The following is a 26276-nucleotide window of genomic DNA, read 5'->3' as shown; positions in this document are numbered from 1 at the left end:
GCCACGCAGAGGCAGACGGGAAGCGGCGGCCGTCGTGCCCGGCGGCCGCCTCTACCGCCAGCGCACTCCGTCTGGTTTTTCTGTGCTCTCAGCGCACAGCGCGCCTCGGTGACTCGTCTTCGTATTTGCGGTGTGGTTAGCATCCGAACCGCTGAATTCGAATGCAATCGACGCGGTGTTCCCTTTGGGACGCCCTACGGCGACGGGCCGGAAATCCTGCACGGCGATGGGCGCAGGATGCGGGGCTCTCGCCCTGCCAATTCCCGCAAAGACACGAACGAGGTGTTGTTGTGGCGCAATGGATGAGGCGCGAGGACGAGCGCCTGCTGTCCGGTCAAGGCCGGTATGTTGCCGATATCGACGTGCCCGGATGTCTGGATGCCGCTTTTGTGAGAAGCAAGGTGGCCCACGGCGTCCTGCGTGCCGTGGACTGTACGGCGGCACGGGAGGTACCGGGTGTCGTGGGAGCCTGGTCGGCCGCGGATCTGCCGGACCTCCCCCCGGTGCCGTACACGCTGCTGGCGCGGCTCTCCACGGAGGACGCTGTCGCGGGCCGGGAGTGGCCGGCCCTCGTGAAGGACCGGGTGCGCTATCCGGGCGAGGCGCTCGCGGTCGTCCTCGGGGAGGACCGGTACCGGGCCGAGGACGGGGTCGCCGAGGTCACTGCCACCATCGATCCCCTGCCCGCAGTGGTGACACCGTCCGCGGCGCTGGACGACTCCGTCCGCCTGTTCGACGGACTGAGCAATATCGCCCTGCGGGGCGAGGCGGGAGAGCCCATCGACCCGTCCGTCTGGCAGGACGCGGCCGCCGTGGTCGAGGCCACGTACCGCCAGCAACTGCTGATGCCCAGCCCCATGGAGTGCCGCACCGTCCTCGCCGTACCCGAGGCGGACCGGCTGACCGTGTGGTCGGGGCACCAGATGCCGCACCGGCTGCGGCGGGAACTCGCCGCACTGCTCGGCTGGTCCGTCGACCGGATCCGGGTCGTCGTCCCCGACACGGGAGGCGCCTTCGGGTCCAAGAGCGCCGCCTTTCCCGAGTTCGTGGTCGTCGCCTACCTGGCGGTGAAGCTCGGGCGGCCGGTCCGCTGGATCGAGGACCGCCTGGAGTCGATGCTGGTCGCCACCCGGGGCAGGGGGCAGGACCAGACTGTCCGGCTCGCCGCCGACGCCGAAGGGCGGCTCCTCGCCTATGAGCTGAAGATCGACGCAGACGTCGGCGCCTACCCCCACCTCGGTGTGGGACTGCCGATGCAGACGGTATGGATGGCGACGGGCGCGTACACCACGCCCCGCGTCCACGCGACGCTGCGCTCGGTGCTCACCAACACCATGGTGACCTATCCGTACCGGGGCGCCGGCCGTCCCGAGGCGGCGATCGCGATCGAGCGGACGATGGACCTGCTCGCCCGGCGGCTCGGCATCGACCCGATCGAACTGCGGCGGCGCAACTTCATCCCGCCCGACGCCTTCCCGTACGACACTCCGACCGGACGCCGCTACGACAGCGGCGACTACGCCGCCGCCCTCGACCTGGCCCTGGACACACTCGGCTACGAGGAATGGCGTGCGGAGCAGGCCCGCCGCCGGGTGGACCCGGCCGCGCTGCCGCTGGGAATCGGGATCTCCTGCTACGTGGAACGCTCGGGCGGCGAACCCGGCGGTCTCCACGAGTTCGGCAGCCTGGAGGTGCAAGAAGACGGCACCGTCACCGCCCGCTGCGGCGCGGCACCCAGCGGCCAGGGGCACGAGACCGTCTTCCCGGCACTGGTCGCCAAGGTCCTCGGCATCCCGGAGAGACAGGTCCGCCTCGTCGAGGGCGACACCGACGAACAGCCCGAGGGGCTGGGCTCCTTCGCCAGCCGGTCGGCTCAGGTCGCAGGTGCCATGTTCGAGCACGCCGCGACCCTCCTGATCAAGGAGGCTCGCACCCGGGCGGCGGAGCTCTGGGGTCTGCCGCCCGAAGAGGTCGAGTGGGCGGACGGTGCCGTGCACGCCGCCCGCGACGGTTCCGCGGCCACCAGCCTCGGCGACCTGGTGAAGGCCACAGGCCCGTTGCGCGTCGAGGACCGGTACGAGGCCGGTATGGCTTTCCCCTTCGGAGCTCATGCGGCGGTGACCGAGGTGGATCCGGACCTGGGCACCGTGAAGGTCCTGCGGCTCGTGGCCGTCGACGACTGCGGAGTGGTGCTCAACCCCACGGTGGTACGCGGACAGGCTTTCGGATCGGCCGTGCAGGGCATCGGCCAGGCCCTCTACGAAGGCATGACGTTCGACGACGGCGTACCGCATCTGGCGAACGGCCTGTTGGACTACCTGCTCCCGACGTTCACGGAGATCCCGCCCATCGACATCAAGGACACCTGCACCCCCAGTCCCAGCACGCCGCTGGGTGCCAAGGGCGCGGGAGAGTCCGGCTGCATCGGCACCCCGGCAGCCATTGTCAATGCTGTGGCCGACGCCCTGCAGATCGCCGACCCCGACCTGCTGCAGATGCCGCTCACCCCGGACAGCGTCTGGCGTGCGGCGCACGCCCCGAAACACGAGGAAGGCGACCGGTGAAACCCGCATCCTTCGACTATGTGGTGCCCCACACGGTCGCCGAGGCCGTGGAGGCCCTCGGCGGCACCGGACGCAAGGCCCAGGTGCTCGCCGGAGGACAGAGCCTGATCCTGGAGATGCACCTCCAACGCATCCGCCCCGACCTCGTCGTCGACATCAACCGCATCCCGGAGCTCGACCGCATGAGCGTCGAGGGCGACGAGCTGCGCGTCGGCGCCCTGATCCGCCATGCGACCTTCGAATCGGCCGATGCCGTACCCGGTCCGTTGGGCACCCTGCTGTCCCGTGCCGTGGTCAACATCGCCCATCCACCGATCCGTTCCCGCGGAACCATGGCCGGCAGCTTCGGCTGGGCCCATCCCGCCTCCGAGTGGTGCGCGATCGGTGTGGCCCTGGACGCCACCGTGGAGGTGACCGGTCCCGGCGGTGCCCGCGAGATCGCGGCCGGCGACTACTTCCTCGGTCCGTACCGCACCGCACGCCGTCCCCAGGAGCTCATCACCGCCGTACGCCTTCCGCTGCTCGGTGAGAACACCGGGGTGGGTTTCATCGAGCACCGCCGCACCCACTTCTGCTTCGCCCAGGTCGCCGTCGCGGCGGCCCTCACGGTGACCGACGGCGTGCTCAGCGACGTACGGATCGGACTGGTCAACTCCGCGGACCGGCCGGTACGGGCCCGCGCCGCGGAACGGTCGCTGCTCGGTGCCGAGATCGGCCCGCTCCCGACAGCGCCCCGGCTTCCCGACGACCACCCGTTCGCCCGCGCCGGCCGTGTCGCCGCCCAGGAGGACGCCGCCCCGGTGGCCGAACCCTACGCCGACGTCGAGTACAAGCGGCAGGCCATCGCCGTCCTGGTCGGCAGAACACTCCTCGAGGCGGCGGTGGACCGGTGCGCCCGCCTCGCCGCACGAGAGGGAGACAACCGATGAAGATCACGCTCAACGTGAACGGCGCCGCACACCCCCTCGACGTGGAGCCCCGGCGCCTGCTCGCCGACGTCCTCCGCGACGACCTGGGACTCACCGGTACGCACCTCGGCTGCGAGCACGGCATCTGCGGGGCCTGCACCGTGCTCGTGGACGGCAAGCCTGTCCGCTCGTGCCTGGTGCTGGCCGTGCAGTGCGACGGCAGCTCCGTCCGCACGGTGGAGGGCCTCGCGGGACCCGACGGCGAACCCCATCCCCTGCAACGGGCGTTCTCGGCCGAGCACGCGCTCCAGTGCGGATTCTGCACACCGGGCTTCCTCATGGTGGCCGCCGGAGCGCTCGAAGCCGATCCCGACCTCGCTGACGACCCGGAGGCCATCGCGGGTGTGGTCGGGTCCAACATCTGCCGGTGCACCGGCTACGAACCCATCCGGTGCGCCATCACGCGCGCCGCCCGGGAACAGCGGGAAGCCACCGCGTGACACGCACAGGCCCCGTGCGGGAGCGCCGCTCCCCGGAGCCGACCAAGGAGAACAACATGAACGGTGACATCCGCGCCGGAGTCATTGACGTCCACGCTCACTGGCTGCCGCGCGACCTGCTCGCCCTCCCGCCCGGAAATCCGCTCGGCGGCATGAACGACCGCGACGGCGAACTCTTTCTGGGAGAGATCCCGTTGTCGTTCCCGACCGCGGCGATGACCGATGTCGACACCATCGTCGCCGACACCCTGAAGGCCGGGCTCGGCGCACGCGTCATCTCCGCACCGCCCTTCGCCTTCCCCGTCCACGCCCCCGCCGAGGCGGACGACTACATCACCGCCTACAACGAACAGCTCGCCGACGCCGTGTCCCGCACGGACGGAACACTCGTCGGGCTCGGACTGGTCCGGCTGGACGACGTGGCAGCCGCCCGACGCGAGCTGACACGGCTCGCCGCCGCGGAGGGCATCGCGGGCGTCGCCGTCCCGCCCGTGGTCGACGGCCGCTCCTACGACCGGGGCGTGCCCCGGGAAGTCCTCGGCGTCGCCGCCGAACTAGGGCTGTCCGTCCTGGTCCACCCGATGCAGCTGCCCCGCGCCGAATGGGACCACCACTACCTGGTCAACCTGATCGGCAATCCGGTCGAGACCACGACCGCCGTAGCCGGGGTCCTGCTGGGCGGAGTACTCGAAGAACTCCCCGACCTTCGGATCTGTTTCGTCCACGGCGGGGGCTGCGCTCCCTCCCTGCTGGGGCGGTGGGGGCATGGCTGGCGCTCCCGCGACGACGTGCGCCGGGGAAGCACCCGTCCGCCCGCGGAGTCCTTCGGCCTTCTCTACTTCGACACGATCACCCACGATCCGGAGGTCTTGAGGCTGCTGCGCGCCCACGCGTCGCCCGACCGGATCGTCTGCGGCAGCGACTACCCCTTCGACATGGCGCAGCCCGACCCGGTGGGATTCCTGCTCGGCCACGGCATCGACGCCGCGGTGCTCGAGGCGAACGGCCGACGGTTCCTCGGGATGAAGCCCGCGCACACGGCGCGATGACAGGCTCGTCCGGCCGGCGGCGGCCGGCCGGACCCGACACAGTGGATCGGAGATCTTCATGCGCCACCTGGCGCCCCGCCTGCTGGAGTGGCAGGCCGCCGGAGCCCCCTATGCCATCGCCAGCGTCGTCGCCGTGCGAGGCAGTGCGCCCCTGGAACCGGGAGCGGCGCTGTGCGTCCATGCCGACGGAACCGCCCTCGGCAGTGTGTCCGGAGGTTGTGTCGAAGGCGCCGTGTACGAGCTGGCCCGTGAGGTTCTGGCCTCGGGACAGCCACGGTTCGCCTCCTTCGGATACTCCGACGACGACGCGTTCGCGGTGGGGCTGACGTGCGGAGGCGAGATCGACGTCTTCGTCCAGGTCGTGCAGGACGCCACGGCGAGGGTTCTCGCCACCGCCCTCCTGGCCGCGGAGGCAAGGCGTCCGGTTGTCGTGGCACGCGTGATGTCGGGACTCCACGGACAGTGCGGCGGGGCCGTCGCCGTGTGGAAGGACGGGCACCTGGGCAGCACCGGAAGCGCCGATCTGGACCTCGCCGTCCTCGCCGACGCCCGTGCGATGCTCGATCAGGACGAAACCGCCGTACGGACCTACGCCATGGGTGTGGAGGACGAGCCCCGGGTTCTGTTCGAGGCATGGTCGCCGCCACCACGGCTGCTGGTCTTCGGGGCCAACACCCACGCCGCCGCCGTGAGCCAGATCGGAGCCTTCCTCGGATACCACGTCACCGTGTGCGACGCACGCTCCACCTTCACCACGCCCGAGCGCTTCCCGCACGCCGATGACGTCGTGATCGACTGGCCCCACCGGTATCTGGCGGGTGTGGAGACCGACCGAAGGACCGTGGTGTGCGTGATGACGCACGATCCGAAGTTCGACATCCCCGTCCTCGCCGAGGCACTCGGCCGGCCGCTGGCCTATGTGGGTGCGCTCGGTTCCCGGCGCACCCAGGCACGAAGGATCCGCGACCTGGCGGAGGCCGGTGTGTCGCCTGACGCGGTGGCGAAGCTGCACGCACCCGTCGGCCTCGACCTGGGCGCGTCGACGCCGCAGGAGACCGCGGTGTCCTTCGCGGCGGAACTCATCGCGGTGCGCAGCGGCCGCACCGGCCGTTCGCTCTCCCTGCTGGAAGGCCCCATTCACCCGACGACGGGTGCGGACCGCCCCGGCGACGGCGCATCGTGAGACACGGGATCATCCGCGAGGTTTCACTGGGGGTAGCGCACGATCAGCAGAGCCTCGACGTCTCCGGACGGTGCTTGGTACAGGTGCGGAACGTCGGCGGCCCAACTGCCGTGCGCGCCGGGGCCGATCAGGGTTGGGGCGGAAATCTCGCCGACCCGCGCGGTGCCGGCGAAGACGATGATGTGCTCCGTTGTGCCGGGGGCGTGGGCGGCGGATTCCTGCGTCGTTCCGGCGCGGATGCGCACTCGGTAGGTCTCCGTGACCGCCGCGGCGGTCTCGAACCGCTCGGTGAGGACGGCGTCCACGGCATGACCGGAGACCTCGGCGGGAATCGCGAGGTTGTGCAGCGCTGTGCTGAGCGGCACTTCGAGGGCCGTCGTCAGGGCGTAGAGCGTCTCCAGAGTGGGATTGCGCCGGCCGCTCTCCAGTTCGGAGAGCGTCCCTTTGCCGATCTTGGACCTGCGGGCCAGCTCGGACAGTGACATCGCCTGCGCTTCGCGCAATTCCCGCAGGCGCAATCCGACGCGAGCGGCGACGTCCATGGTGAGCCCCTCCTTGTTGCCGAGACCAGTTGATCCGATGCCGTGCGAGATCTATCGTTCCACATACAGAACGTTCCGTATATGGAACACGTGACGATGCGACCTCGTAGGAAGGAGTCCCATGGGGCCTCAGGAAAACGCGTCCCTGCCCGTTCGCAGCATGCAGGTGGCCCGCGCCCTCGCCGCGGCCGGCGTCGCGGGTCAGGTACGTGAGCTGGAGGAATCGACGCGCACGGCCGCCGAGGCCGCCTCGGCCCTGGGGTGCGACGTGGGTGCGATCGCCAACAGCCTCGTGTTCCTCTCCGACGACGAAGCCGTTCTGGTCCTGACCAGCGGCCGGCACAAGGTCGACACCACCGCGCTCGCCGCCCGGTGGGGGCGGGGCAAGCTCCAGCGCGCCACTCCCGAGCAGGTGCGCCAGGCCACCGGACAGGCGATCGGAGGAGTGGCCCCCGTCGGCCACCCCCGCGCACTTCCCACCGTGGTCGATACAGCCCTCGCCGACTACCCCCGGGTCTGGGCCGCCGCCGGAACTCCCCGCACGGTCTTCCCCACCACCGCTGGAGAACTCGTCCGGCTCACAGGTGGGCTTCTGCTCCCGGTCGGCCCGTGACGAAGGGGTCCGTCGGCCCGGGGACGGATCTGTCCGGGCAGGTGGCTCTGGTCACCGGGGGCTCCTCCGGGCTCGGCCGGGCCATCGCGCTGGGCCTGGCCTCCGCCGGGTGCACGACGGTGGTGGCCGGCAGGCGGCCGGAGGTGTGCCGTCAAGCCGCGGCCGAGATCGCTGCCCGGACGGGCACTGCCGCCTCGGGCCTTGCGTGCGACGTGACCGAGGAGGACGAGGTCCACCACCTCGTCGAGGAGATCGTCACCGAGTACGGCCGCCTGGACGTGCTGGTGACCAGCGCCGGGATCCAGGCCCGAGGCGAGCTCGGAGCGCTCGACGCCGCCACGTTACGCCGCTGCCTGGATGTCAACGTCGTCGGAACCTTCCTCGCCTGCCAGGCGGCCGTGCCGGTGATGCGCAGTGCCGGGTACGGCCGTATCGTCACCTTGGCCAGCGCTCTCGGGCTCGTCGGTGCCGCAGGCCGGGCAGGCTATGCGGCCAGTAAGGGCGCGGTCGTCCAACTCACCCGCAGCCTCGGTGCCGAACTCGCCGGCACCGGCATCTGTGTCAACGCGCTGGCTCCAGGTCCCTTTCGCACACCCCTGAACGACGGCATCGACGACGACCCGCGAGTACGGGACTTCCTCGATCACCAAGTCCCCATGGGGCGCTGGGCCGACCCTGAGGAACTGGTCGGCGCGGCAGTCCTGTTGGCCGGCCCGGCGGCCTCTTACCTCACGGGCGCCGTACTTCCGGTCGACGGAGGCTGGACCGCCCACTGACGGCGACGGCCCCGGCTGCCGCCCGGCGGTTCGGACCTCTGGCCGGGGAGGAGGCATGCAACCGGTCGACGCGGACGCGCCCCGCGGAACCTGACAGGCCTCAGGACATGCTCCCTGGGCACACCGTCCCCGGGGCCGGGGTGCGGCCCGTGCGGAGGTATCGGTCGACCGTCTCCATGACGCAGCGGTTCTGCGGGTAGGTGCCGTGTCCGTCCTCCTGGGCCGTCAGGAGCACGCCAACGCCCTCGCCCAGCGCACCGGCCATGTGGCGGGCGCCGGAGTACGGGGTGGTCGGGTCGCCGGTGCCGCCGACCACCAGGATGGGCGCCGCGCCGTCGGCGTTCACCTGGGGCGTGATGCGCTCGCCGTCGAACGGCCAGTCGTAACAGAGGTAGACGCCGGTGGACCAGGCCGCGCCGAAGACAGGCGAGGCGGCTTTGGTCCGGGCCTCGTCCCGGTCGAGGCGTTCGACATCGGGGCGGAGGCTGGAGTCCGCGCAGGTGATCGCGATCTGGGCGGCGCGGCTGTTGTCCCGTTCGGCCGCCGCGCGCTCGGCGGAGCCGATGTCGTCCGCGCCCTTGCTCAGCGGACGGCCGTCGTTGTGGTCGATCAGCGCGGTGAGGGCCTTGGCGAGCGGCGACCAGCCGTCCGTGCCCAGGTCGAGATGGTCGCTGACGGCGTACGCGAGGTCGTCGGCGTCGAGGTTCCTTCCGCCGCCGGCCGGGGCGGGCTTCTTCTCCAGGCGGTCGGCCAGGGCCGCCATGCGTCGCGCGGCCTCCTCGGGCCCGTCGCCGGTCGGGCAGTGGCGGATACGGGCCGCGCAGTACGCAGCGAACCGGTCGAACGCCGCCTGGACCGCCTTGACCTGTGAGACCTGCTTCTCATCGAGGTCCTCGGTCGGATCGACGGACGCTTCGAGGACGAGCCGTCCGACGTGCGACGGGTACAGGTGGGCGTAGACCGCGCCGAGCGCCGTTCCGTACGAGACGCCGAAGTAGTGCAGCCGGTTGTCGCCGAGGAGGTAGCGCATCAGGTCGAGGTCGCGAGCGGTGTACGAAGTGCCGATGTACGGCAGGAGCGCCCCGGAGTGCTCGGCGCAGGCGTCGGCCCCCTCGTAGCCGGTGTCGTCCGCGGTCTTCCCGCAGCGCACGGGGATGGTCGCGCCGACGCCGCGCGGGTCGAAGGAGACCAGGTCGTAGCGGTCGAGGAGCGGCTTGTACTGGTCGAGGAACTCGGGCAGTCCGATCACGCCGGACACGCCGGGGCCGCCGAAGTTCAGGACGAGGGAGCCGATGCGCCGGGCGTTCGGCCCGGTGGCCTTTCGGCGGATCAGGGCGACGTCGATCGTTTCGCTGTCCGGTTTCCGGTAGTCGAGGGGGGCCTTCATGGTGGCGCAGTCGTAGCCCGTACGCGCGGTGGGCGGCGAGGTGCAGCGGGACCAGTGGAGGTGCTGGCCGGTGGTGAGCGCGGTGGGCAGGCCGGCGGGCGGGTTGTCCGCCGTGAACTCCGTACGCGGTTGCGCGCTTTGGCCGGGAGCGCCGTGCTGAAGCCAGGCGCAGACGGCCCCGATCGCGGTGAGGACGACCACGGCGATGATGCGCGCACCGACCGAGAGGCCCGGTCTACGGCTTCCTGTCGGACGTGCGTCACTCATCGAAATCCCCCGCGCTCCCGCCCCCGGACGCCCGCCCCGTGCCCGCATGCCCGTATCCGTGACCGTCCGATCGTCGAATGAGCGCAGCGTACAAGCCGCCTCCGACAGTACGGTTCGCGGGAGTGGACCAGGAGTCTGGACCGCGGTGGAAGATGCCGGGTCAGGCCGGGCTCGTCCGCAGTGCCGCATCCCGGAGGGAACGTCTGTGAAGGCAGTGACCGAGAGCCGGATCCGGTAGGTTCGGCCGCGGCCCCGCGCCCCGCTGACGGGAGCGGGCGAAGAGAACGAATGCCGCAAGCGGCTGCGGTTCCGGCCCGCTTGCGCCTGTGGGTGGTTCAGGGCTTGGGCCACAGCGGCAGATCGGCGTGCACGACGCGGTATCCGCCTTTCGTGACGGGGGCGAACGGGGCCGGCGCCATGCAGGTGTTGCCCCCGTCGGCGTGCTCGTGGGTGCGGGTGGCCCAGTCGACCGTGTCGTCCCAGGAGAATCCGACCCGGTCACCCGACGTCTTGCCGCGGTGGTCTTCACCCTGGTCCTGGACGCTGATTCCCAGGCGCTTTCCCACCCAGTCAGGGCCGCCGCGGCTCACCTTCGTGAACACCGCCGTCAAGGTGGCGTTGCCCGGTGCGGTGACCAGGCAGTCGACCTCGCCGACGGCCGTATAGGTGGTGTGCCGCTCGGCGGAGTAATGCACGACCTTCACCGTGCCGTAGGCGTCTGTCGGCAATCCGCTCGACACCCCGGGGAACGGTCTGCTGTAGGGAGCCGCATGCGCGTTCAATATGAAGGAGCGAACGTCGTGGTCGTTCAGATACGGCAGCCGGAACTCGGCCGCCCCGGTCACACTCGCCCGCAGCGGGCGCTGCGGCGGTTCACCACCCTCGGCCTCGCCGGTGAAACCGGTGACGGCGACCGCCGCCGCTGCGGCCGCGGCCACGACCGCTGCTTTGCGTAACGGCGTCAGCGAACGAACAGTCTGCACAGGACCAACCTCCGACTCGATGTCTTTCGGGGGCCACGCCCCCGCTCGCAGACATCCTGGTTCCGCACGGTCGCAGCGTCGTCCGTCTGTAGGCTCAACCACCCGACGCGTTCACCATCCTGTGGTCGCAGCCGATTTCAGCGCCACGGTTGACGTGAGACCCGATAGCGCTCCCGACTTCGTCGGCTATCTGTCGACCGTCTCGGCATACCTCCAACTGCCGCCTTCGAAGCGGCAGCAGGGGTACGACGCGATCACGGAGGTGCTGCCCGAGTCAGGTGTCGTCGCTCAGCGCAGGGCGATCGCGGTCCATGACACCGGTGGCAGCTCGATGGTCAGCACGCCGTCGGCGAGTGTCGCGCTCGGGTTCGCGGACGGGGTCACCCGGTTCTGCTCGGCGAGGGTGTTCTTCGCGTAGACGTCGGAGTCGGCGAGCGTGACCGCCTCGGCGATACGCGACGTGCCGAGTCCGCGCACGTCGATCGTCACCTGCGCGGCCTCCCTCAGGTCGCGGTTGACGAGGAACACCGCGGCCCGGTCGTCGTCGGCGGTCGCGACGGCGTCGATGACGGATGCCTCGCCGTGGCGCGCCGTCTCGTACGTCGGCGCCTCGATCACGGGGCGGATCACCTCCCCCGAGGCGAGCCGGCTCGTGATCGAGAACGGGTGGAAGGTCGTCTGCCGCCAGGCCGGACCGCCGGGTTCGGTCATGATCGGCGCGATCACGTTGACGAGTTGCGCGAGCGATGCCGAGGTGACGCGGTCGCTGCGCCTGAGGAGCGTCATCAGCAGATTGCCGACGACGACGGCATCGGCCACCGTGTACTTGTCCTCGAGTTGCCGAGGGGCGTGCCGCCACTCGTCGTTGACCTCCCCCGACTCCTGGTGCTCCTTGAGGTACCAGACGTTCCACTCGTCGAAGGAGATGTTGATCTTCTTGTTCGAGCGTTTCTTGTACCCCACGTGGTCGGCGGTCGCGACGACGGTGTCGATGAAGTAGTCCATGTCGATCGCGGAGGCGAGGAAGGAGCCGAGGTCGCCGTCGTGCTCCTGGTAGTACGCGTGGCAGGAGACGTAGTCGACATGGTCGTAGGCGTGTTCGAGGACCGTGCGTTCCCAGTCGCCGAACGTCGGCATGCCGGACCCGGAGGAGCCGCAGACGACGAGTTCGAGGTCCTTGTCGGCCATCTTCATCGCGGCCGCGGTGCGGGCGGCGATCTTGCCGTAGTCGTCCGCCGTCATGAAACCGGTCTGCCACGGTCCGTCCATCTCGTTGCCGAGGCACCACATCCGCACGTTGTGCGGGTCGGGCGTGCCGTTGGCGATGCGCAGGTCGGACAGCGCCGTGCCGGACGGGTGGTTGGCGTACTCCAGGAGGTCCAGGGCCGGCAGGATGCCGCGGGTGGCGACGTTGACGCTCAGCATCAGCTCGGAACCGGTGAGCTTGAGCCACCTGGCGAACTCGTCGAGACCGACCTGGTTCGACTCCAGCGAGTGCCAGGACAGGTCGCGGCGCACCGGGCGTTTCTCGCGCGGACCGATCGAGTCCTCCCAGCGGAAGCCGGAGACGAAGTTGCCCCCCGGGTAGCGGACGGTCGTGGTGCCGAGCTCCCTGACCAGTTCGACGACGTCCATGCGGAACCCTTCGTCGTTCGCGGTCGGGTGTTCCGGCTCGTAGAGACCGGTGTACACGCAGCGGCCGAGGTGTTCGACGAACGCGCCGAAGGTGCGGCGTTTGACGGGGGCGACGACGGCCCGCCTGTCGAGCTCGATGTGGGCGCGGGGCAACGCGGGGTCCTTTCCGTGGGGTCGAGCGGGAGTGCCGGTCAACGGGTGCCGCCGGCGGCCGGCGGCCTGCCCCTGCCGGGGGCCGGCGGGGGCAGGCGTGAGACGGTCCGGTGCGGGTCCCGGGGGCGGTTCAGCCCTTCACGGCGCCGGTGAGGCCGCCGACGATCCGCTTCTCGAAGACGGAGAAGAAGACCAGTGCGGGCAGCATGGCGAGCGAGGTGAACGCGAGGACCTTCGCGGTGTCCGAGGAGTACTGCGAGGAGAACGCCTGGACGCCGAGCGGCAGGGTGTAGTTCGCGTCCGAGTTGAGGACGTACAGGGGCAGAACGTAGTTGTTCCAGCTGCCGATGAAGGCGAGGATGCCGACCGTCACCACGCCGGGCAGCGACAGCGGGATCACCATGCGGAAGAAGAATCCGAGCCGGCTCGTGCCGTCGATCGCGGCGGCCTCCTCTATCTCCTTCGGAATGGCTTTGAGGAACGGCACCAGGATGATGACGGTCGTCGGCAGGCCGAACGCGATCTGCGGGACGATGACGCCGAACAGGTTGTCGACGAGGCCGATGTTCTTGACGATGATGTACAGCGGGGTGATCGCGATGACCATCGGGAACATCAGACCGGCGGCGAACAGGGAGTACATCGCGCCCTTGAGCCTGAAGTCGTAACGCGCGATCACGAAGCTCGCCATCAGCCCGAAGGCGACGATGCCGACGGTGCTCACGAGCGCGACGATGACGGAGTTGGCGAATTCGCCCCAGAACGTCCTCGACGTCAGCACGTCTTCGTAGTTGCCGAGGACCCAGGGGTCCGGCAGGGCGGCCGGGTGGGTGGTGAGGTGCGAGTTGGTGCGGAACCCGCCGAGCACGATGTAGAGCACCGGTGCGACGCAGACCCCGACGAAGAGCAGGGCGACGAAGTAGGTGAAGGGGCTCCCCCACTTCTGCGGCCTGTCGTGCTTGGCGCGCCGGCCGCCGGGCGTCTTCGGGTCCGTGCCGGAGGTCAGCCAGTCGGCGGTTGTCGCGCTCATCAGGCGGCTCCTTCGGTGACGGCGCCCTGGAGGTCTCGGCGCAGGACGAAGCGCTGGTAGATCAGTGCGACGACGAGCGAGATGAGGAACATCACGACCGCGATGGCGCTGCCGTAGCCGTAGTTGCCCGCGTTGCGGCCCTGGGCGACCATGTAGATCGCCATGGTGGAGGTGCCGGCGGTGGCGGAGATGTACGGACCCCAGATGATGTAGACGAGGTCGAACAGCTGCAGCGACCCGATGATCGACAGGAAGGCCCAGATGCGGACCGTCGGCCCCAGCAGCGGCAGGGTGATGCGGCGCTGGATCTGCCAGTAGGAGGCGCCGTCGATCTGGGCGGCCTCGAAGAGTTCGTCGGGGATCGACTGCAGGCCCGCGAGCATGAGGATCACCGCGAAGCCGATGTACTTCCACGAGATGATGCCCATCAGCGTCCAGATGGCCAGCTTGGGGTCGGAGAGCCAGTCGGCCCGCAGGGAGCCCAGCCCGATGTGCTGCAGGAGGTCGTTGAGGGCGCCGTTCGTCTGGAGCATCAGACTCCAGCCGGTGCCGACGACGACCTCGGAGACGACGTAGGGCACGAAGATCAGGACGCGGATGACCGAGCGGCCACGGATCTTCCGGTTGAGCAGGAGCGCCAGGAAGATGGCCAGCGGGCCCTGGATGACCAGGGAGAGCACCAGGATGAGGAAGGTGTGCCACACCACTTGCCGGAACGCGGGGTCGGTGAGGATCAGTTTGTAGTTGCCGAGACCGACCCAGTCGGTCGGCGCCCCGTAGCCTTTCCACCGGTAGAAGCCGTAGAACGCCGCCAGCACCACCGGAAAGATCACGAACGTCAGGAACATGATGATCGCCGGCCCGGACAGGACCGCGATCTCCAGTCGCGCCCGGGCACGGCCGCGGCGGCGCGTGGCCGCTCGCGGCGAGGGCGGGGAGGCGGGCCGGGCCGCGTCCCCGCCTCCGGGCGTGCCCTGCGACCGGCGGCCCATGGCCGCGTCAGCACCCAGGGTGTTGCGCATCGTCGGTTTCCTCAGCCCTTCGCGGCAGCGGCGTTGGTGTCCCTGGCGATGTCGGCGGCACTGCCCTTGCCAGCCATCAGGTTCACTACGGCGGTGTTCATGGCGTTGCCGACGTTCTGGCCGTACATGGTGTCCAGGAACATCATCGAGTAGGGGGCCTTGTTGAAGGCATCCAGCGCCGAGACGTTGTAGGGCTCGGTGACGACCTTCTGGGCGTCCTTGTTCACCGGGATCGTAAAGAACGCCTTGGCGTAGGCCTGTTGCTGGTCCTTGGTCACCAGGAACTCGAGGAAGCCGAAGGCTTCCTTCGGTGCGTTCTTGGACAGGGAGAACCCGTCGAGGCCGCCCATGATGGCGCTCGGGTCACCCTGCCCGCCGTTCACCTTGGGGAAGGGGAACCAGCCCAGGTCGGGGAGCTGCTTCTTGTCCGGGGTCAGCGTGGAGTACACGCCGGGCTGCCAGTTGCCCATGAGTTCCATGGCCGCCTTGTGGTTGGCGACCATGCCCGCCGACGACCCGGCGCCCTGCTGCGAGGAGGTGGTCAGGAATCCCTTCTGGAAGGGATCGGCCTTCAGGAAGGAGGCCAGATCGTCTCCGGCCTTGGTCCAGCACGGGTCGGTGAACTTGAGCTCCTTGCCGGCCTTCGTCATGGTGTCCTGGCCGCACTCGCGCAGGGCGAGGTTGTAGTACCAGTGCGCGGCCGGCCAGGCGTCCTTGGCCCCGACCGCGATCGGTGCGACGCCGGCCGCCTTCAGCTTCGCGACATCGGCCGCCAGCTCGTCCATCGTCGTCGGCGGCGCGGTGATGCCGGCCTTCTTGAACAGGTCCTTGCTGTAGTAGATGCCCTCGGGCTGTGTGTCGACCGGCATCGCGTAGACCTTGCCGTCGATCGAATAGCCCGCGACGGACGCCTCGCCCGCGTTCGCCTTGTCGCCGGCGGTGAGGTTCAGCGGCTGGATCTGGCCGGCGTCGACCATCGCCTGCATCTTGCCGCCACCGCGCTGAAGGAAGATGTCCGGCGCGGAGTTCGAGTTGAGCGCGGTCTGCAGCTTGCCGTCGAAGTCCTCGTTCTGGACCGCCTGAATCCTGACCGTCACGTTCGGGTGCAGCTGGTGGTACTCCTTCACGGCGGCCTTCCAGTACTCCTCACCCGGCCCGGGCTGCGCGTTCTCCCAGAGGGTGAGCGTGACCTTGCCGTTGGACGAGCCACCGCCGTTGCCGGTGTCGCCGCCGCCGGCGCAGCCGGCGGCCGCGAGCGCGACACCCAAGCCGATCGCGACAGCCGTCGCGCCGCGTGTCTTCCTCGACATCCTGAAAGCTCCCTGATCTGGCGTCATAGACACACGAGTGCAAGTAGTTCGCGCAACATGACGGTCTGTTGAAGTTCGGAGTGGGACTCGTACGCGCCGCTGGTCCGGGTTCGGACGGCGGTCGGCCGCGACGACAAGCGAACCGGCCTCCGGCGCCGGGCACGCTCATGTGAACGTACGGGGTGGATGGGTGTGACCGTACGAAGTCGGTTCCGTTACGGGGGGTTGCGATTGCACGAGAGTATGGGCTTGGCCCCGAGCGACAGTCAATGACTTGTTTTCGAAAGATTCCCGAAACTTACGACCGGTCGGCCGAGGCGAGCGTCGAAACATTTCGATGCCTCACGAGCACCCACGCGGTATCGGGGAGACCGCCGGAGTGGAGGACGGTTTCGCGCCGAAGTGTCGGCATGCGGAGCCACAAAGGGCGGCGAATGTTTTGTCGTAACTCCCGAATCATGCGAGAGGTATTGACGCCACCCACCGGTTCCCTATCATCCAGTTGCCCGACACCTCGGTCCCTTTTGTGTCATGCGCGCATCAATCAGACGCCTCCGAGGAGGTCGGACGGAACCGCTCGTTCAAGGACCAGGAGGTCCCATGCGCAGAGGACTACCGCACCACAGGCACCGGTCCGGGGTGTTCGCCACCGCGGTCGCCGCCCTCGCCCTGCTGGCGGCCGTGCTCGTCGCCGTCCCGGCCCAGGCGGCCACCACCGGCGCCGTGCGCGGTGTCGGTTCCGGCAGGTGTCTCGATGTGCCGAACGCCGCCCAGGACAACGGCACTTACCTGCAGATCTACGACTGCCAGGGGCAGGCGAACCAGCAGTGGACCCTGACCGACGGCAACCAGCTGACCGTGTACGGCGACAAGTGTCTGGACGTTCCGGGCCACGCCACCACGGCCGGCACCCGGGTGCAGATCTGGTCCTGTTCCGGCGGTGCGAACCAGCAGTGGCGGGTGAACTCCGACGGCACGATCGTCGGCGTGGAGTCCGGACTGTGCCTGGACGTCACGGGCTCCGGTACGGCCAACGGCACGGCGGTGGAGATCTGGACGTGCAACGGCGGCAGCAACCAGAAGTGGACCGGCCCGTCCGGATCGTCGACCCCGCCGACGGGCGGCACGTGCTCCCTTCCCTCGACGTACCGGTGGTCGTCCACGGGCACGCTGGCGCAGCCGGCGAACGGGTGGGTGGCCCTGAAGGACTTCACCGACGTCGTGTACAACGGCAAGCACCTGGTCTACGCGTCGAACGTGTCGGGATCGTCGTACGGCTCGATGGCGTTCAGCCCCTTCGGCGACTGGTCGGAGATGTCATCGGCCGCGCAGACCGGGATGAGCCAGGCCGCGGTGGCGCCCACCCTGTTCTACTTCGCTCCCAAGAACATCTGGGTGCTGGCGTACCAGTGGGGCCCGTCGCCCTTCATGTACCGGACGTCGAGCGACCCCACCAACCCCAATGGCTGGTCCTCTCCGCAACCGCTGTTCACCGGCAGCATCTCCGGCTCCGGCACCGGCCCGATCGACCAGACCCTGATCGGCGACGGCCAGAACATGTACCTGTTCTTCGCCGGTGACAACGGCAAGATCTACCGGGCGAGCATGCCGATCGGGAACTTCCCGGGCAACTTCGGCTCGTCGTACACCACGGTCATGAGCGACTCGACGAACAACCTGTTCGAAGCGCCGCAGGTCTACAAGGTGCAGGGCCAGGACCAGTACCTGATGATCGTCGAGGCGATCGGCGCGAACGGGCGCTACTTCCGCTCGTTCACGTCCTCCAGCCTCGGCGGTTCGTGGACTCCGCAGGCCGCCGGCGAGAGCAACCCGTTCGCGGGCAAGGCCAACAGCGGCGCCTCCTGGACCAACGACATCAGCCACGGTGACCTGGTCCGGGACAACCCCGACCAGACCATGACCGTCGACCCCTGCAACCTGCGGTTCCTCTACCAGGGCAAGTCGCCTTCGGCGACCGGGAGTTACGACCAGCTGCCGTGGCGGCCGGGGCTCCTCACCCTGCAACGCTGACCCGGTCGGCGGGCCCGGTGGAGTTGCCGGGCCCGCCGCGCACGGCCGGACGCCGGACGTCACACGGAGGGCGCCGGGTCCGGGACGTACTCGAACCAGTCGAAGGCGACCGCGCCCTCGGTGGCGTACATGCCGATGACCCGGCCGGTGAAGCCGCCGGCGACCTCGGTGGACAGGTAGCGTCCGTCCAGTTCCGCGAGCGGCCGGGCGTCCTGTCCGCCGAGCCGGAAGGCGATGGTGTCGGGGCCGGTGGTCCCGCCGTCGGTGAGTTCCGGCGAGGCGGGCACCAGGCGGGACGTGCGGATCGAGAGGGTGAGGGTCAGCGGCCCGGGCGGGACGGGTCGGGCGGCCACGGTCTGGCGCAGCGGGCCGATCCGGGCGACGACGCGGACCTCACCGTCGCCGGCCTCCAGTTCGTAGTGGTGGGCCTCGTCCAGGCGCACGCCGAGACCGCCGCGTCCGGTGCCCGGATCGACGACGGCGGTGACGTGGCAGTCGTGGTGCTGCTGGCGGCGCCCGACGAAGGTGTACCCGGGGCGGTCGAGGGTGGCGCCGGTGGCCCTGAGGACCAGCCGGCCGGGGCGTTCGGTGAGCGACCAGGAGCCCTCGGGGCGGCGGAACGGCGAGATCCAGTGCGGGGCGAGAGCCGGCCCGTCGAAGTCGTCGCGGGCGGGCGGGGTCGGCACGGGGTGCCAGGCGCCCCCCGGGGCGGGATGGCGCTCCGGAACGGGGGCGACGACGGGCCAGCCGTCCTCGTCCCACTCCACGGGGGTGAGGTACGTCTCGCGGCCGAGCACGTGCACGTCGGGCGTGAAGCCGCGGGGCCGGACGCCGAGCAGCAGCATCCACCAACTCCCGTCCGGGGCCTGCACCAGGTCGGCGTGGCCGGTGTTCTGGATGGAGCGGGCGGTGCCGCTGTGGGACAGCAGGGGGTTGGCGGGTGCGCCTTCCCAGGGGCCGCGCGGCGAGCGGCCGCGGGCGATGGACACGCTGTGGCCGCGCTCGGTGCCGCCCTCCGCTATCAGCAGGTACCACCAGTCGCCGATGCGGTAGAGGTGCGGCGCCTCGGGGAACTTGAGGCCGCTGCCCGACCACGTGGCGACGGGCCCCTCCAGCACCGCTCCCCCGACCGGGTCGATCCTGGCCAGGTGGATGCCGCCTCCGGGCCCGGAGAAGGCGCACCAGCAGGTGCCGTCCTCCTCCCACGCCAGATCCGGGTCGATCCCGGGCAGGTCGATCCACACCGGGTCGCTCCACGGCCCCTCGGGCCGCTCGGAGGAGACGACGAAGTTGCCGCCGCCGTCGATATTGGTGCAGATGACCCAGTAACGGCCGTCGTGGTGACGGATCGTGGGGGCGTAGAGACCACCGGACGCCTTGGCACCCGGGAGAGGGAGCGGCAGTTGCCCGGGCCGGTCGAGCACGTTGCCGATCTGCGCCCAGTGCACGAGGTCCTTGCTGTGGAAGAGCGGCAGTCCCGGGAAGTACTCGAAGCTGGAGCACACCAGGTAGTAGTCGTCACCGACCCGGCACACGCTGGGATCCGGATGGAACCCGCCGATCACGGGGTTGTCGTACGTGCGCACGGAATGTGTTCCTTTCGGGCCGCAGGCGCCGTGGAGCGAATCCAGGGCGTGTCCGACGCATGAGCGTAGGAGACGGAGCGGCGGCGCGGGAGGGCCCCGCCCGGCCCGAGGGGGCCGTTGCCGCAGTCGCGGGTGCCGGCCGCCGCCGGCCCGCACCGCGCCCCTCGGGTGGTTCCTGGTTCACTGTTGCTCCCGGCAACAACACGGAAGGCCCAGCTCCCGCCATGGTGTATCGGCGCACGGAACGTACGAAGCGGCATGCCCGGACGAAGGAGGAGGCCTTTGTGCACGCCGCGCACGCGCTGGTGGCCCGCAAGGGTTTCGCCGGGGCGAAGGTGGCCGCGGTGGCGGAGGCGTGCGGGGTGAGCGCGGGCTCGCTCTACTCGTACTTCGGCAGCAGGGACGAGCTGCTCGCGCAGGTCTTCCGGCGTGCCGCGGGGCGGGAACTGGCCGCCGTGCGCGGTGCGGTGGATGCCGCGCCCGCGGATCCCGAGGCCCGTCTCAAGGCGTTCGCCGACACCTTCACACGGCGTGCCCTGCGCGGACGGCGGCTGGCGTGGTCCCTGCTCTTCGAACCGGTCTCGCCGGTGGTGGAGCGGGAGCGGCTGGTGTACCGGCGGGAGTACGCCCAGCTGTGCGAGGGCGTCATCCGGGACGGTGTCGCGGCCGGGCTGTTCGCCCGGCAGAACGCGGCGATCGCGGCCAGTGCCGCCATCGGTGCCATCTCCGAGGCGCTGGTCGGCAGACTCTCGCCGGAGGTCGCGCGGAAGGCGGAGGTGCCGGACGAGCAACTGGTCGCCGAGATCCGCGACTTCTGCCTGCGGGCCCTGGGCCGCACGCCTTCCTGACGATCCGTCATCGGACTTTCATTGCCTCGCCCCCGTACCCTCCGTACCATGAATTGAACGAGAATTCAGATCTTGATCTGCGACGGGGGCCTTATGCGGCACAGCGAGCAAGTGGCGATGATCAAGCGTCTTCTCGCGCTGCGCGAAACGCGCCGTGACGAGAAGATGCTCGACGAGGTCGTCACCATCCCGGTCACCAAGTACACCGACGAGGCGCTCCTGGAGCGGGAGATCGCCTCGGCCTTCTCCCACTACCCGCTGGTCGCGGGGCACGCCTCCGCGCTCGGTGCACCCGGGTCCTACCTCACCAGCGACTGGGACCGGTTCCCCTATGTCGTCGTCCGGGGCGAGGACGGCCGGGTCCGCGCCTTCTACAACCAGTGCCGCCACCGCGGTGCCCGCCTCGCCGGCCAGCCGGCGGGCACGGTGAAGAACTTCGTCTGCCCCTTCCACGGCTGGGTCTACGGGCTCGACGGCGCTCTGAAGGGCATCACCCGGGCGCATGACTTCCCCGGCGTCAAGACCTGCGACTACGGGCTGGTGGAGCTGCCCGCCGCGGAGTCCGGCGGACTGATCTGGGTCGGCCGCACGCCCGGGGAGACGCTCGACATCCCCGGCTTCCTCGGGACGTTCCACGAGGACCTGGTGAACTTCGACGTGGCCTCGCTCGTTCAGTACAAGAAGACGAAGGTGGTCAAGGAGGCCAACTGGAAGCTGCTGATCAAGACGTATCTCGAGGGCTACCACGTCCCGTATCTGCACCGGGACACCCTCGCCTTCGCCTTCAAGAAGGGGGTCATCGCGCACGACGAGGACGGGCCGCACATCCGGCTGTCCGCGGCGCGCACCAACATCGGCGAGACGGCCCTGAAACCGGAGGCGGAGTGGCGCATCCTGGACTACGCCTCGGTGTACTACACGCTCTTCCCCAACACCTTCTTCATCCTGCATCCCGACTACGTGTCCATCAACACCTTCTGGCCCCTGGCCCCGGACCGCACGATATGGACCCATGAAATGCTCTACCGTGACGCCGACTTCACCGGGTCGGCGGGGCAGAGCGCGCTGGCCAAGCGCTTCCGGTTCACCAATGACACGGTCTTCGACCAGGAGGACTTCGCCATCGCCGAGAACGTGCAGCGGACCCTGCCGCACGGAGGTAGCGACCACCATGTGCTGGGACTGGCGGAGGGCCTGCTCGCGATGTTCCAGCAGACCATCGACGAGCGGCTGACCGGCCCGGACACGGCCGCCCCCACCACCCCCCGAGCCACAGGACGGCACTCATGACCACGGATCTCGCCGATTTCGCGCACAGCATCTTCAAGGCCCAGCCCTTCAGCGAGTTCCTGGGCGCCGAACTCACCTCGGTGGGGCCCGGCTCGGCCGAGATCCGCATCGTCAACCGGCCCGAGATCCAGCAGCAGCACGGCTTCGTGCACGGAGGAGTGCTCAGCTACCTGGCCGACAACGCGCTGACCTTCGCCGGCGGACTCGCCCTCGGCGGCGATGCGCTCACCGCCGAATACAAGATCAACTACGTGCGGCCCGCGGTGGGCGTCCAGGTCGTCGCCCGCGCCGAAGCGACCGTCACCACGCGGCGGCAGGCCGTGTGCCAGTGCACGGTCCACGTCGTCTCGGAGCAGGGCGAGGAGCAGCTCGTCGCCGTGGCGCAGGGGACGATCGTCAGGGCCGGCAAGCAAGCGGACTGACGCGCGAGGGCCGGCCGGGCGGTCGGCCGGCCCATGGCGCCGGGCGTGTCATGCGCCGCCGACCACCTGTTCGCGCAGGACGTGCTTCTGCACCTTCCCGGAGGGCGTGCGCGGCAGCGACGGGACCACCACCAGCTCCCGCGGGATCTTGTACTTCGCCAGCCTCGTGGAGAGGAACGCGCGCATCTCCTCCAGCGTCACCGCCGCGTCGGCCTCCACCACGGCGACGACGGTCTCGCCCCAGTCCGGGTGCGGCCGCCCGACGACGGCGGCGTCCCGGATCGCCGGGTGCCGCAGGATCGCCTCCTCCACCTCGGGCGAGTAGACGTTCTCCCCGCCGGTGACGACGACGTCCTTGATCCGGCCGACGATGAACAGATAGCCGTCCTCGTCCACCCGCGCGAGGTCCCCGGACCGGTACCAGTCGCCCTCGAAGGCGCGCTCGGTCGCCTCCGGATCGTCGAGGTACCCCAGCATCCGGGTCCCCGACCGCAGCCACAGCTCCCCCGTCTCGCCGGCCCCGGCGTCCAGGCCGTCCTCCCTGACCACGCGGATGTCCACGCCCGGCATGCCGCCCGCCCCGATCGACCCGGCCTTGGCGAGCTGCTCGTGCGGGTGGAGCACGGAACCCACCGGCCCCATCTCGCTCATCCCGTACACCTGGCAGAAGCGGTCCGGGCCGTACACCGCCTCCAGCGTCCGCACCGTCTCGGCACCCAGCGGTGCCCCGCCGTAGGCCCACAGCCGCACGTTCGGCAGACCGAAGCCGGACAGGTCGGCCCCCGCCCCGGGCAGGGCCCGCAGCGGGGCGAGGTAGGCGATGGGGGCGCCGAAGAAGGCCGTGACCCGGTGTTTGCGCACGGCCTCCAGGAAGGCGAGGGGCTGATACTCCTTCAGCAGGACGACGGTGCCGCCCAGGTAGATCATCGACAGGAACCAGTTGTTCAGGGGCGAGGCGTGCCAGATCGGCATGGCCAGCAGGAACCGGTCCTCGCGGCGCAGCCCCGCGGCGGCCGTGGTGTACGCGGGCACGGCGGACAGCCCGCGGTGCGAGTGCAGACAGCCCTTGGGCGCGCCGGTCGTCCCGGAGGTGTACAACACCTGTGCGACGGCCTCGGGCCCGACCTCCACGCCCTCCCATTGGGGCGCCCCGGCGACCAGCCGGTCGAACTCCCCGCCGCCGGTGTCGTCCGTGGTGAGCACATCGACCTCGGGGGCGCCTTCGCGCATACGCCCGGCGAGTTCCTCCGCGACGACGGCGACCCGCAGCTTCGCATGCCCCGCCAGGTACGCCAGTTCGGGCGCGGTCAGCTTGTGGTTGACCGGCACCAGCGCCGCCCCGGCCCGCCAGATCCCGAACGCCGCCACCGCGAAGGCGGGGGTGTTGTACGTCATCACCCCGACGCGGTCCCCCGGCCGTACCCCGCGCTCCCGCAGCACGGCGGCGGCCCGCTTGGAGGCGGCGAGCAGCTCGGCGTACGTCATCGACCCCAGGTCGGACACGAGGGCCGGCTTCCCGCCGCAACTGCGGGCCGACCCCTCCAGCATCCACGTCAGGTTCACCGCGGTCCTCCGTATCCTCGCGGGGCTGCCGTGCCGAGGGCCGCCCCGGCACGGCAAGGATTGAACCATCGTTCAATACCCTGGGGAAGCTCCGACTTCCGTCGCGCGGACGGCACTTCGGCACGGGACGGCGAAGGGCCCGCCGATCCCGGACGACGGGAGCGCGGTCACGCCGGGACGGGTCTGCGTCCCGGGTGCGCCGGGTCCAGGGTGAAGAGGGTGCCGTCCGAGGTCGCCAGCACCAGGGCGCCCTTGTTGAACCACACGGTGGGCAGCAGGCCGCTGTCCAGCACCTCCGCGCGGGCCGAGGACTCCCACAGCAGGGTGCCGCGCTTCGCGTCCAGGGCGGCCACCCGGCCACTGCCGCCGGCCAGGTACACGGTCCGTCCGCTCGGGTCCACCGACACCTGCCCCGGTGTCTCCAGGCTCGTGTGGCTCTCCCACAGCCGGGCTCCCGTCACCGGCGAGACGGCCGTGACCAGACCGCTGGAGGTGGCGAAGTACAGGGTGCCGTGGGCCAGGGCGGGCAGCCCGCCCCGGTACCGCTCGGGAAGCGGCGTGAGCACGCGCTCGCCGGTGCGCGGGTCGACGCGCACGATCCGGGTGTGGATCAGGTCGGGACCGTTGGCCACCGGGCGGTCGTCCGCTTCCACGAAGACCAGTCGTCCGTCCCGGACGCCGACGAAGCTCCCCTGCCGGGCGGGGGACGTCAGGGTGCGCACGGAACCGTCGGCGGGATCGACGACGAGGAACTTCGTGGTGTGCACGCCTTCGGCCTCGGTGACGCACTCCACGTACGGGCGGTCGTCGGCGGCGAGCGGGGTGCAGTCGTACCCGGCGGGCACGGGGATCGTCCTGCGCACCGTTCCGTCGCGCGCCGAGCGGACGGTCACCGCGCCGCCGTCGCCCTCCCGCGTCAGCGTCACCCCGGCCGCGTAGACCGAGCCCGGGCTGTCGATGCGCACCGGGTGGGACCAGCGCCTCGTGCCGCTCGCCGCGTCGAGCGCGAGGAGGGACTGCGTCCGGCCGGTGCCGCCCTCGCCGGTGACGGTCAGTTCCACGAGCACCTCGCCGTGGTACGTGCCGAGGACGTTCGAGACGTAGCGGTCGGCCGGGACGCCGGCGGGCGCGACGCCGGAGCGCCACAGGGTGCGCCCGGTGGTGGCGTCGATCCGTTCCGGCAGGAGTGCGCTGCCCGCGCAGTAGAGGGCGCCGCCGTCCGGTACGCAGGCCGGTGCCCGGTTCCCCTCGTAGCCCGGTGCCTGCTTCACGCCCTTCCCGGCGACCGCGGAGGCGGTCGTCTGCCAGGGCTTCCAGCCGGCCGGGAGCGGGGCCCAGCGCCCGGTGGGGGCCGGGTTCGCCCGTGCCGTGCCGTCATCGCCGGGCGGACCGAGCAGGAGGTAGCCGGCCAGGGCCGCGGCCAGCGCGCCGCAGACGGCCAGGACCCACGGTCCGCGCCTGCGGGGGCGGCCGGCGACGGTCGGGGCGCCGGCGGCGGCCGGTTCGCCGGACGGCGCGGAGGGCAGCCGCAGCGCCATGGTCTCCGGTTCGTCCGGCGTCGGCTCGGGCAGGGCGTCGGCGAACTCCCGTGCCAGTTCGTCCGGACCGGGCCGGTCGGCGGGCTCCTTGGCCAGGCAGCGCTCCAGCACCGCCCGCACCGGTCCGGTCACCCCGTCGAGGACCGGCTCGTCGTGGACCACCCGGTAGCCGGTCAGATAGGGGCTGTCGGCGTCGAACGGGCCGCGCCCGGTCACGCAGTACACGAGCAGCGCGCCGAGCGAGAAGACGTCCGAGGCCGGCCCGACGGCACGGGCGTCGGCGAACTGTTCCGGGGACATGAAGGGCGGGGTGCCGATCACCTGCCCGGTCTCGGTGAGGGTGTGGTGGTTCTCGGCCGCCCGGGAGATGCCGAAGTCGATGACACGGGGCCCGTCCTCGGCCATCAGCACGTTGGCCGGCTTCAGGTCGCGGTGCACCACCCCGGCCCGGTGGATGTCCCGCAGCGCCTCCACCAGGCCGAGTGCCAGCGGCCGTAATTCGGCGGGGCGCAGCGGGCCCTGGTCGCGGATGCGCGCGGCGAGCGAACGGCCGGGGACGTACTGGGTGGCCATCCAGGGCGACTCCGCCTCCGGGTCGGCGTCCACCACGGCGGCGGTGAAGGCGCCGCTCACCCGGCGGGCGGCCTCGATCTCCTGCCGGAACCGGGCGCGGAAGACGGGGTCCTGGGCGTACCGGGCGTGTACGACCTTGACGGCGACCTCGCGCCCGGAACGCGCTCGGCCCCGGTAGACCATGCCCATGCCGCCGGCCCCGAGCCGGTCGAGCAGCCGGTAGCCGCCGATGGACCTCGGGTCGTCCTTGTGCAGCGGCACGCGCCCCTCCCTCGGTCGTCCGGCAGTGCCGGGCGCCACAATACGGAACGGGCCGTGACGGTCGTCGGGCCGCTCCGGTGCCCGGCCGGCGGACGGTGCGGCGCGTCCGGCCGTGCGGCTGCCGGCCGGCGGACGGTCCGGCGAGCGCCGGTGGCCGGTCCATCGCTTTGTGCGAGTCCGCGCAACTGGGTTAACCTGCGACGTATTTCCTCGTCGGGTAAATCCCTGAACTGGGGAAATGC

At 70.5% G+C, this 26276-nt stretch carries 21 protein-coding genes; 11 read left to right on the top strand and 10 right to left on the bottom strand.

From position 1 onward, the window contains the following. Nucleotides 1-389: 389 nt before the first annotated feature. From BLW85_RS34525 to BLW85_RS34505, 5 genes are read left to right on the top strand one after another with little or no spacing between them, the layout of a single operon-like run. Entirely contained in the window at nucleotides 390-2564 is a 2175-nt protein-coding gene (locus BLW85_RS34525) for a xanthine dehydrogenase family protein molybdopterin-binding subunit (protein ID WP_244174966.1), read from the top strand. Continuing rightward, nucleotides 2561-3493, top strand: a complete 933-nt coding sequence (locus BLW85_RS34520) for an FAD binding domain-containing protein (protein ID WP_074995199.1) — start codon at nucleotides 2561-2563, stop codon at nucleotides 3491-3493. Before BLW85_RS34525 ends, BLW85_RS34520 begins: the two co-directional genes overlap by 4 nt. Continuing rightward, the gene (locus BLW85_RS34515) at nucleotides 3490-3972 is read left to right on the top strand and encodes a (2Fe-2S)-binding protein (RefSeq protein ID WP_074995197.1); all 483 of its coding nucleotides are present in this window, start codon (nucleotides 3490-3492) and stop codon (nucleotides 3970-3972) included. The genes BLW85_RS34520 and BLW85_RS34515 overlap by 4 nt, the downstream gene beginning before the upstream one ends. Beyond that, the gene (locus tag BLW85_RS34510) at nucleotides 3969-5021 is read left to right on the top strand and encodes an amidohydrolase family protein (RefSeq protein WP_244174965.1); all 1053 of its coding nucleotides are present in this window, start codon (nucleotides 3969-3971) and stop codon (nucleotides 5019-5021) included. Before BLW85_RS34515 ends, BLW85_RS34510 begins: the two co-directional genes overlap by 4 nt. A gap of 58 nt (nucleotides 5022-5079) precedes the next feature. Continuing rightward, nucleotides 5080-6204, top strand: a complete 1125-nt coding sequence (locus BLW85_RS34505; protein ID WP_074995195.1) for an XdhC family protein — start codon at nucleotides 5080-5082, stop codon at nucleotides 6202-6204. Between the two features lie 23 nt (nucleotides 6205-6227). Here the strand turns inward: BLW85_RS34505 and BLW85_RS34500 are convergent, their stop codons facing one another. Next, nucleotides 6228-6746 (bottom strand): helix-turn-helix domain-containing protein, encoded by a 519-nt coding sequence (locus BLW85_RS34500; RefSeq protein WP_074995193.1) that lies wholly within the window; start codon nucleotides 6744-6746, stop codon nucleotides 6228-6230. Between the two features lie 121 nt (nucleotides 6747-6867). Between BLW85_RS34500 and BLW85_RS34495 the strand changes: the two genes are divergently transcribed. Together BLW85_RS34495 and BLW85_RS34490 are read left to right on the top strand one after the other, a co-directional pair. Further along, a complete protein-coding gene (locus BLW85_RS34495; RefSeq protein ID WP_070023195.1) occupies nucleotides 6868-7359 on the top strand; it encodes a YbaK/EbsC family protein in 492 nt (163 codons plus the stop codon). Between the two features lie 41 nt (nucleotides 7360-7400). Beyond that, nucleotides 7401-8135 carry an SDR family NAD(P)-dependent oxidoreductase gene (locus BLW85_RS34490; protein WP_208624935.1) on the top strand — a complete coding sequence of 245 codons (735 nt, stop codon included), beginning with the start codon at nucleotides 7401-7403 and terminating at the stop codon, nucleotides 8133-8135. 100 nt (nucleotides 8136-8235) lie between these two features. On the opposite strand, the gene BLW85_RS34485 is transcribed toward BLW85_RS34490, so the two are convergent. The 6 genes from BLW85_RS34485 to BLW85_RS34460 all read right to left on the bottom strand — a co-directional run bounded on the left by BLW85_RS34485 (nucleotide 8236) and on the right by BLW85_RS34460 (nucleotide 15922). Further along, the gene (locus BLW85_RS34485) at nucleotides 8236-9789 is read right to left on the bottom strand and encodes an alpha/beta hydrolase (RefSeq protein WP_074995189.1); all 1554 of its coding nucleotides are present in this window, start codon (nucleotides 9787-9789) and stop codon (nucleotides 8236-8238) included. Between the two features lie 335 nt (nucleotides 9790-10124). Further along, on the bottom strand, nucleotides 10125-10727 hold the full coding sequence (locus tag BLW85_RS34480) for a hypothetical protein (RefSeq protein WP_244174964.1): 603 nt from the start codon (nucleotides 10725-10727) through the stop codon (nucleotides 10125-10127). A 333-nt stretch (nucleotides 10728-11060) separates the two neighbouring features. Further along, nucleotides 11061-12560: an arabinosylfuranosidase ArfA gene (gene arfA / locus BLW85_RS34475; protein ID WP_074995187.1), complete on the bottom strand. Its 1500-nt coding sequence runs from the start codon at nucleotides 12558-12560 to the stop codon at nucleotides 11061-11063. Nucleotides 12561-12690: 130 nt separating this feature from the next. After that, a complete protein-coding gene (locus BLW85_RS34470; protein WP_070023185.1) occupies nucleotides 12691-13590 on the bottom strand; it encodes a carbohydrate ABC transporter permease in 900 nt (299 codons plus the stop codon). Continuing rightward, nucleotides 13590-14612, bottom strand: a complete 1023-nt coding sequence (locus BLW85_RS34465; protein ID WP_074995185.1) for a carbohydrate ABC transporter permease — start codon at nucleotides 14610-14612, stop codon at nucleotides 13590-13592. The genes BLW85_RS34470 and BLW85_RS34465 overlap by 1 nt, the downstream gene beginning before the upstream one ends. Before the next feature lie 11 nt (nucleotides 14613-14623). Beyond that, nucleotides 14624-15922, bottom strand: coding sequence for an extracellular solute-binding protein (locus BLW85_RS34460; protein ID WP_074995183.1), 1299 nt, complete (start codon nucleotides 15920-15922; stop codon nucleotides 14624-14626). A 600-nt stretch (nucleotides 15923-16522) separates the two neighbouring features. Between BLW85_RS34460 and BLW85_RS34455 the strand changes: the two genes are divergently transcribed. Further along, entirely contained in the window at nucleotides 16523-17953 is a 1431-nt protein-coding gene (locus BLW85_RS34455) for a non-reducing end alpha-L-arabinofuranosidase family hydrolase (RefSeq protein WP_074995181.1), read from the top strand. A gap of 59 nt (nucleotides 17954-18012) precedes the next feature. On the opposite strand, the gene BLW85_RS34450 is transcribed toward BLW85_RS34455, so the two are convergent. After that, the gene (locus tag BLW85_RS34450) at nucleotides 18013-19539 is read right to left on the bottom strand and encodes a glycoside hydrolase family 43 protein (RefSeq protein WP_074995179.1); all 1527 of its coding nucleotides are present in this window, start codon (nucleotides 19537-19539) and stop codon (nucleotides 18013-18015) included. A gap of 284 nt (nucleotides 19540-19823) precedes the next feature. On the opposite strand from BLW85_RS34450, the gene BLW85_RS34445 reads away from it, so the two are divergent. The 3 genes from BLW85_RS34445 (at nucleotide 19824) to BLW85_RS34435 (ending at nucleotide 22099) form a co-directional block, all read left to right on the top strand. Then, a complete protein-coding gene (locus BLW85_RS34445) occupies nucleotides 19824-20387 on the top strand; it encodes a TetR/AcrR family transcriptional regulator (RefSeq protein WP_205009765.1) in 564 nt (187 codons plus the stop codon). Between the two features lie 117 nt (nucleotides 20388-20504). Beyond that, entirely contained in the window at nucleotides 20505-21677 is a 1173-nt protein-coding gene (locus BLW85_RS34440; RefSeq protein ID WP_208624934.1) for an aromatic ring-hydroxylating oxygenase subunit alpha, read from the top strand. Then, nucleotides 21674-22099, top strand: a complete 426-nt coding sequence (locus BLW85_RS34435) for a PaaI family thioesterase (RefSeq protein ID WP_070023169.1) — start codon at nucleotides 21674-21676, stop codon at nucleotides 22097-22099. The genes BLW85_RS34440 and BLW85_RS34435 overlap by 4 nt, the downstream gene beginning before the upstream one ends. Nucleotides 22100-22147: 48 nt before the next feature. On the opposite strand, the gene BLW85_RS34430 is transcribed toward BLW85_RS34435, so the two are convergent. Continuing rightward, nucleotides 22148-23662 (bottom strand): class I adenylate-forming enzyme family protein, encoded by a 1515-nt coding sequence (locus BLW85_RS34430; RefSeq protein WP_074995175.1) that lies wholly within the window; start codon nucleotides 23660-23662, stop codon nucleotides 22148-22150. Between the two features lie 167 nt (nucleotides 23663-23829). Further along, nucleotides 23830-26034: a protein kinase domain-containing protein gene (locus BLW85_RS34425; RefSeq protein WP_074995173.1), complete on the bottom strand. Its 2205-nt coding sequence runs from the start codon at nucleotides 26032-26034 to the stop codon at nucleotides 23830-23832. Nucleotides 26035-26276 lie beyond the last annotated feature (242 nt).

Origin of the sequence: Streptomyces misionensis (genome assembly GCF_900104815.1) — a bacterium.
In the GTDB taxonomy this organism is placed as follows: domain Bacteria; phylum Actinomycetota; class Actinomycetes; order Streptomycetales; family Streptomycetaceae; genus Streptomyces; species Streptomyces misionensis.
Note: the sequence above shows the minus strand (reverse complement) of the source record. Positions and strands in the feature narration are given on the sequence as shown.

What these genes read in the sequence shown, in the direction of transcription:
- BLW85_RS34515 (WP_074995197.1), top strand. Translation starts at nt 3,490, where the DNA reads ATGAAGATCACGCTCAACGTGAACGGCGCCGCACACCCCCTCGACGTG.
- BLW85_RS34505 (WP_074995195.1), top strand. Translation starts at nt 5,080, where the DNA reads ATGCGCCACCTGGCGCCCCGCCTGCTGGAGTGGCAGGCCGCCGGAGCC.
- BLW85_RS34500 (WP_074995193.1), bottom strand. Translation starts at nt 6,746, where the DNA reads ATGGACGTCGCCGCTCGCGTCGGATTGCGCCTGCGGGAATTGCGCGAA.
- BLW85_RS34495 (WP_070023195.1), top strand. Translation starts at nt 6,868, where the DNA reads ATGGGGCCTCAGGAAAACGCGTCCCTGCCCGTTCGCAGCATGCAGGTG.
- BLW85_RS34485 (WP_074995189.1), bottom strand. Translation starts at nt 9,789, where the DNA reads ATGAGTGACGCACGTCCGACAGGAAGCCGTAGACCGGGCCTCTCGGTC.
- BLW85_RS34470 (WP_070023185.1), bottom strand. Translation starts at nt 13,590, where the DNA reads ATGAGCGCGACAACCGCCGACTGGCTGACCTCCGGCACGGACCCGAAG.
- BLW85_RS34465 (WP_074995185.1), bottom strand. Translation starts at nt 14,612, where the DNA reads ATGCGCAACACCCTGGGTGCTGACGCGGCCATGGGCCGCCGGTCGCAG.
- BLW85_RS34460 (WP_074995183.1), bottom strand. Translation starts at nt 15,922, where the DNA reads ATGTCGAGGAAGACACGCGGCGCGACGGCTGTCGCGATCGGCTTGGGT.
- BLW85_RS34455 (WP_074995181.1), top strand. Translation starts at nt 16,523, where the DNA reads ATGCGCAGAGGACTACCGCACCACAGGCACCGGTCCGGGGTGTTCGCC.
- BLW85_RS34440 (WP_208624934.1), top strand. Translation starts at nt 20,505, where the DNA reads ATGATCAAGCGTCTTCTCGCGCTGCGCGAAACGCGCCGTGACGAGAAG.
- BLW85_RS34435 (WP_070023169.1), top strand. Translation starts at nt 21,674, where the DNA reads ATGACCACGGATCTCGCCGATTTCGCGCACAGCATCTTCAAGGCCCAG.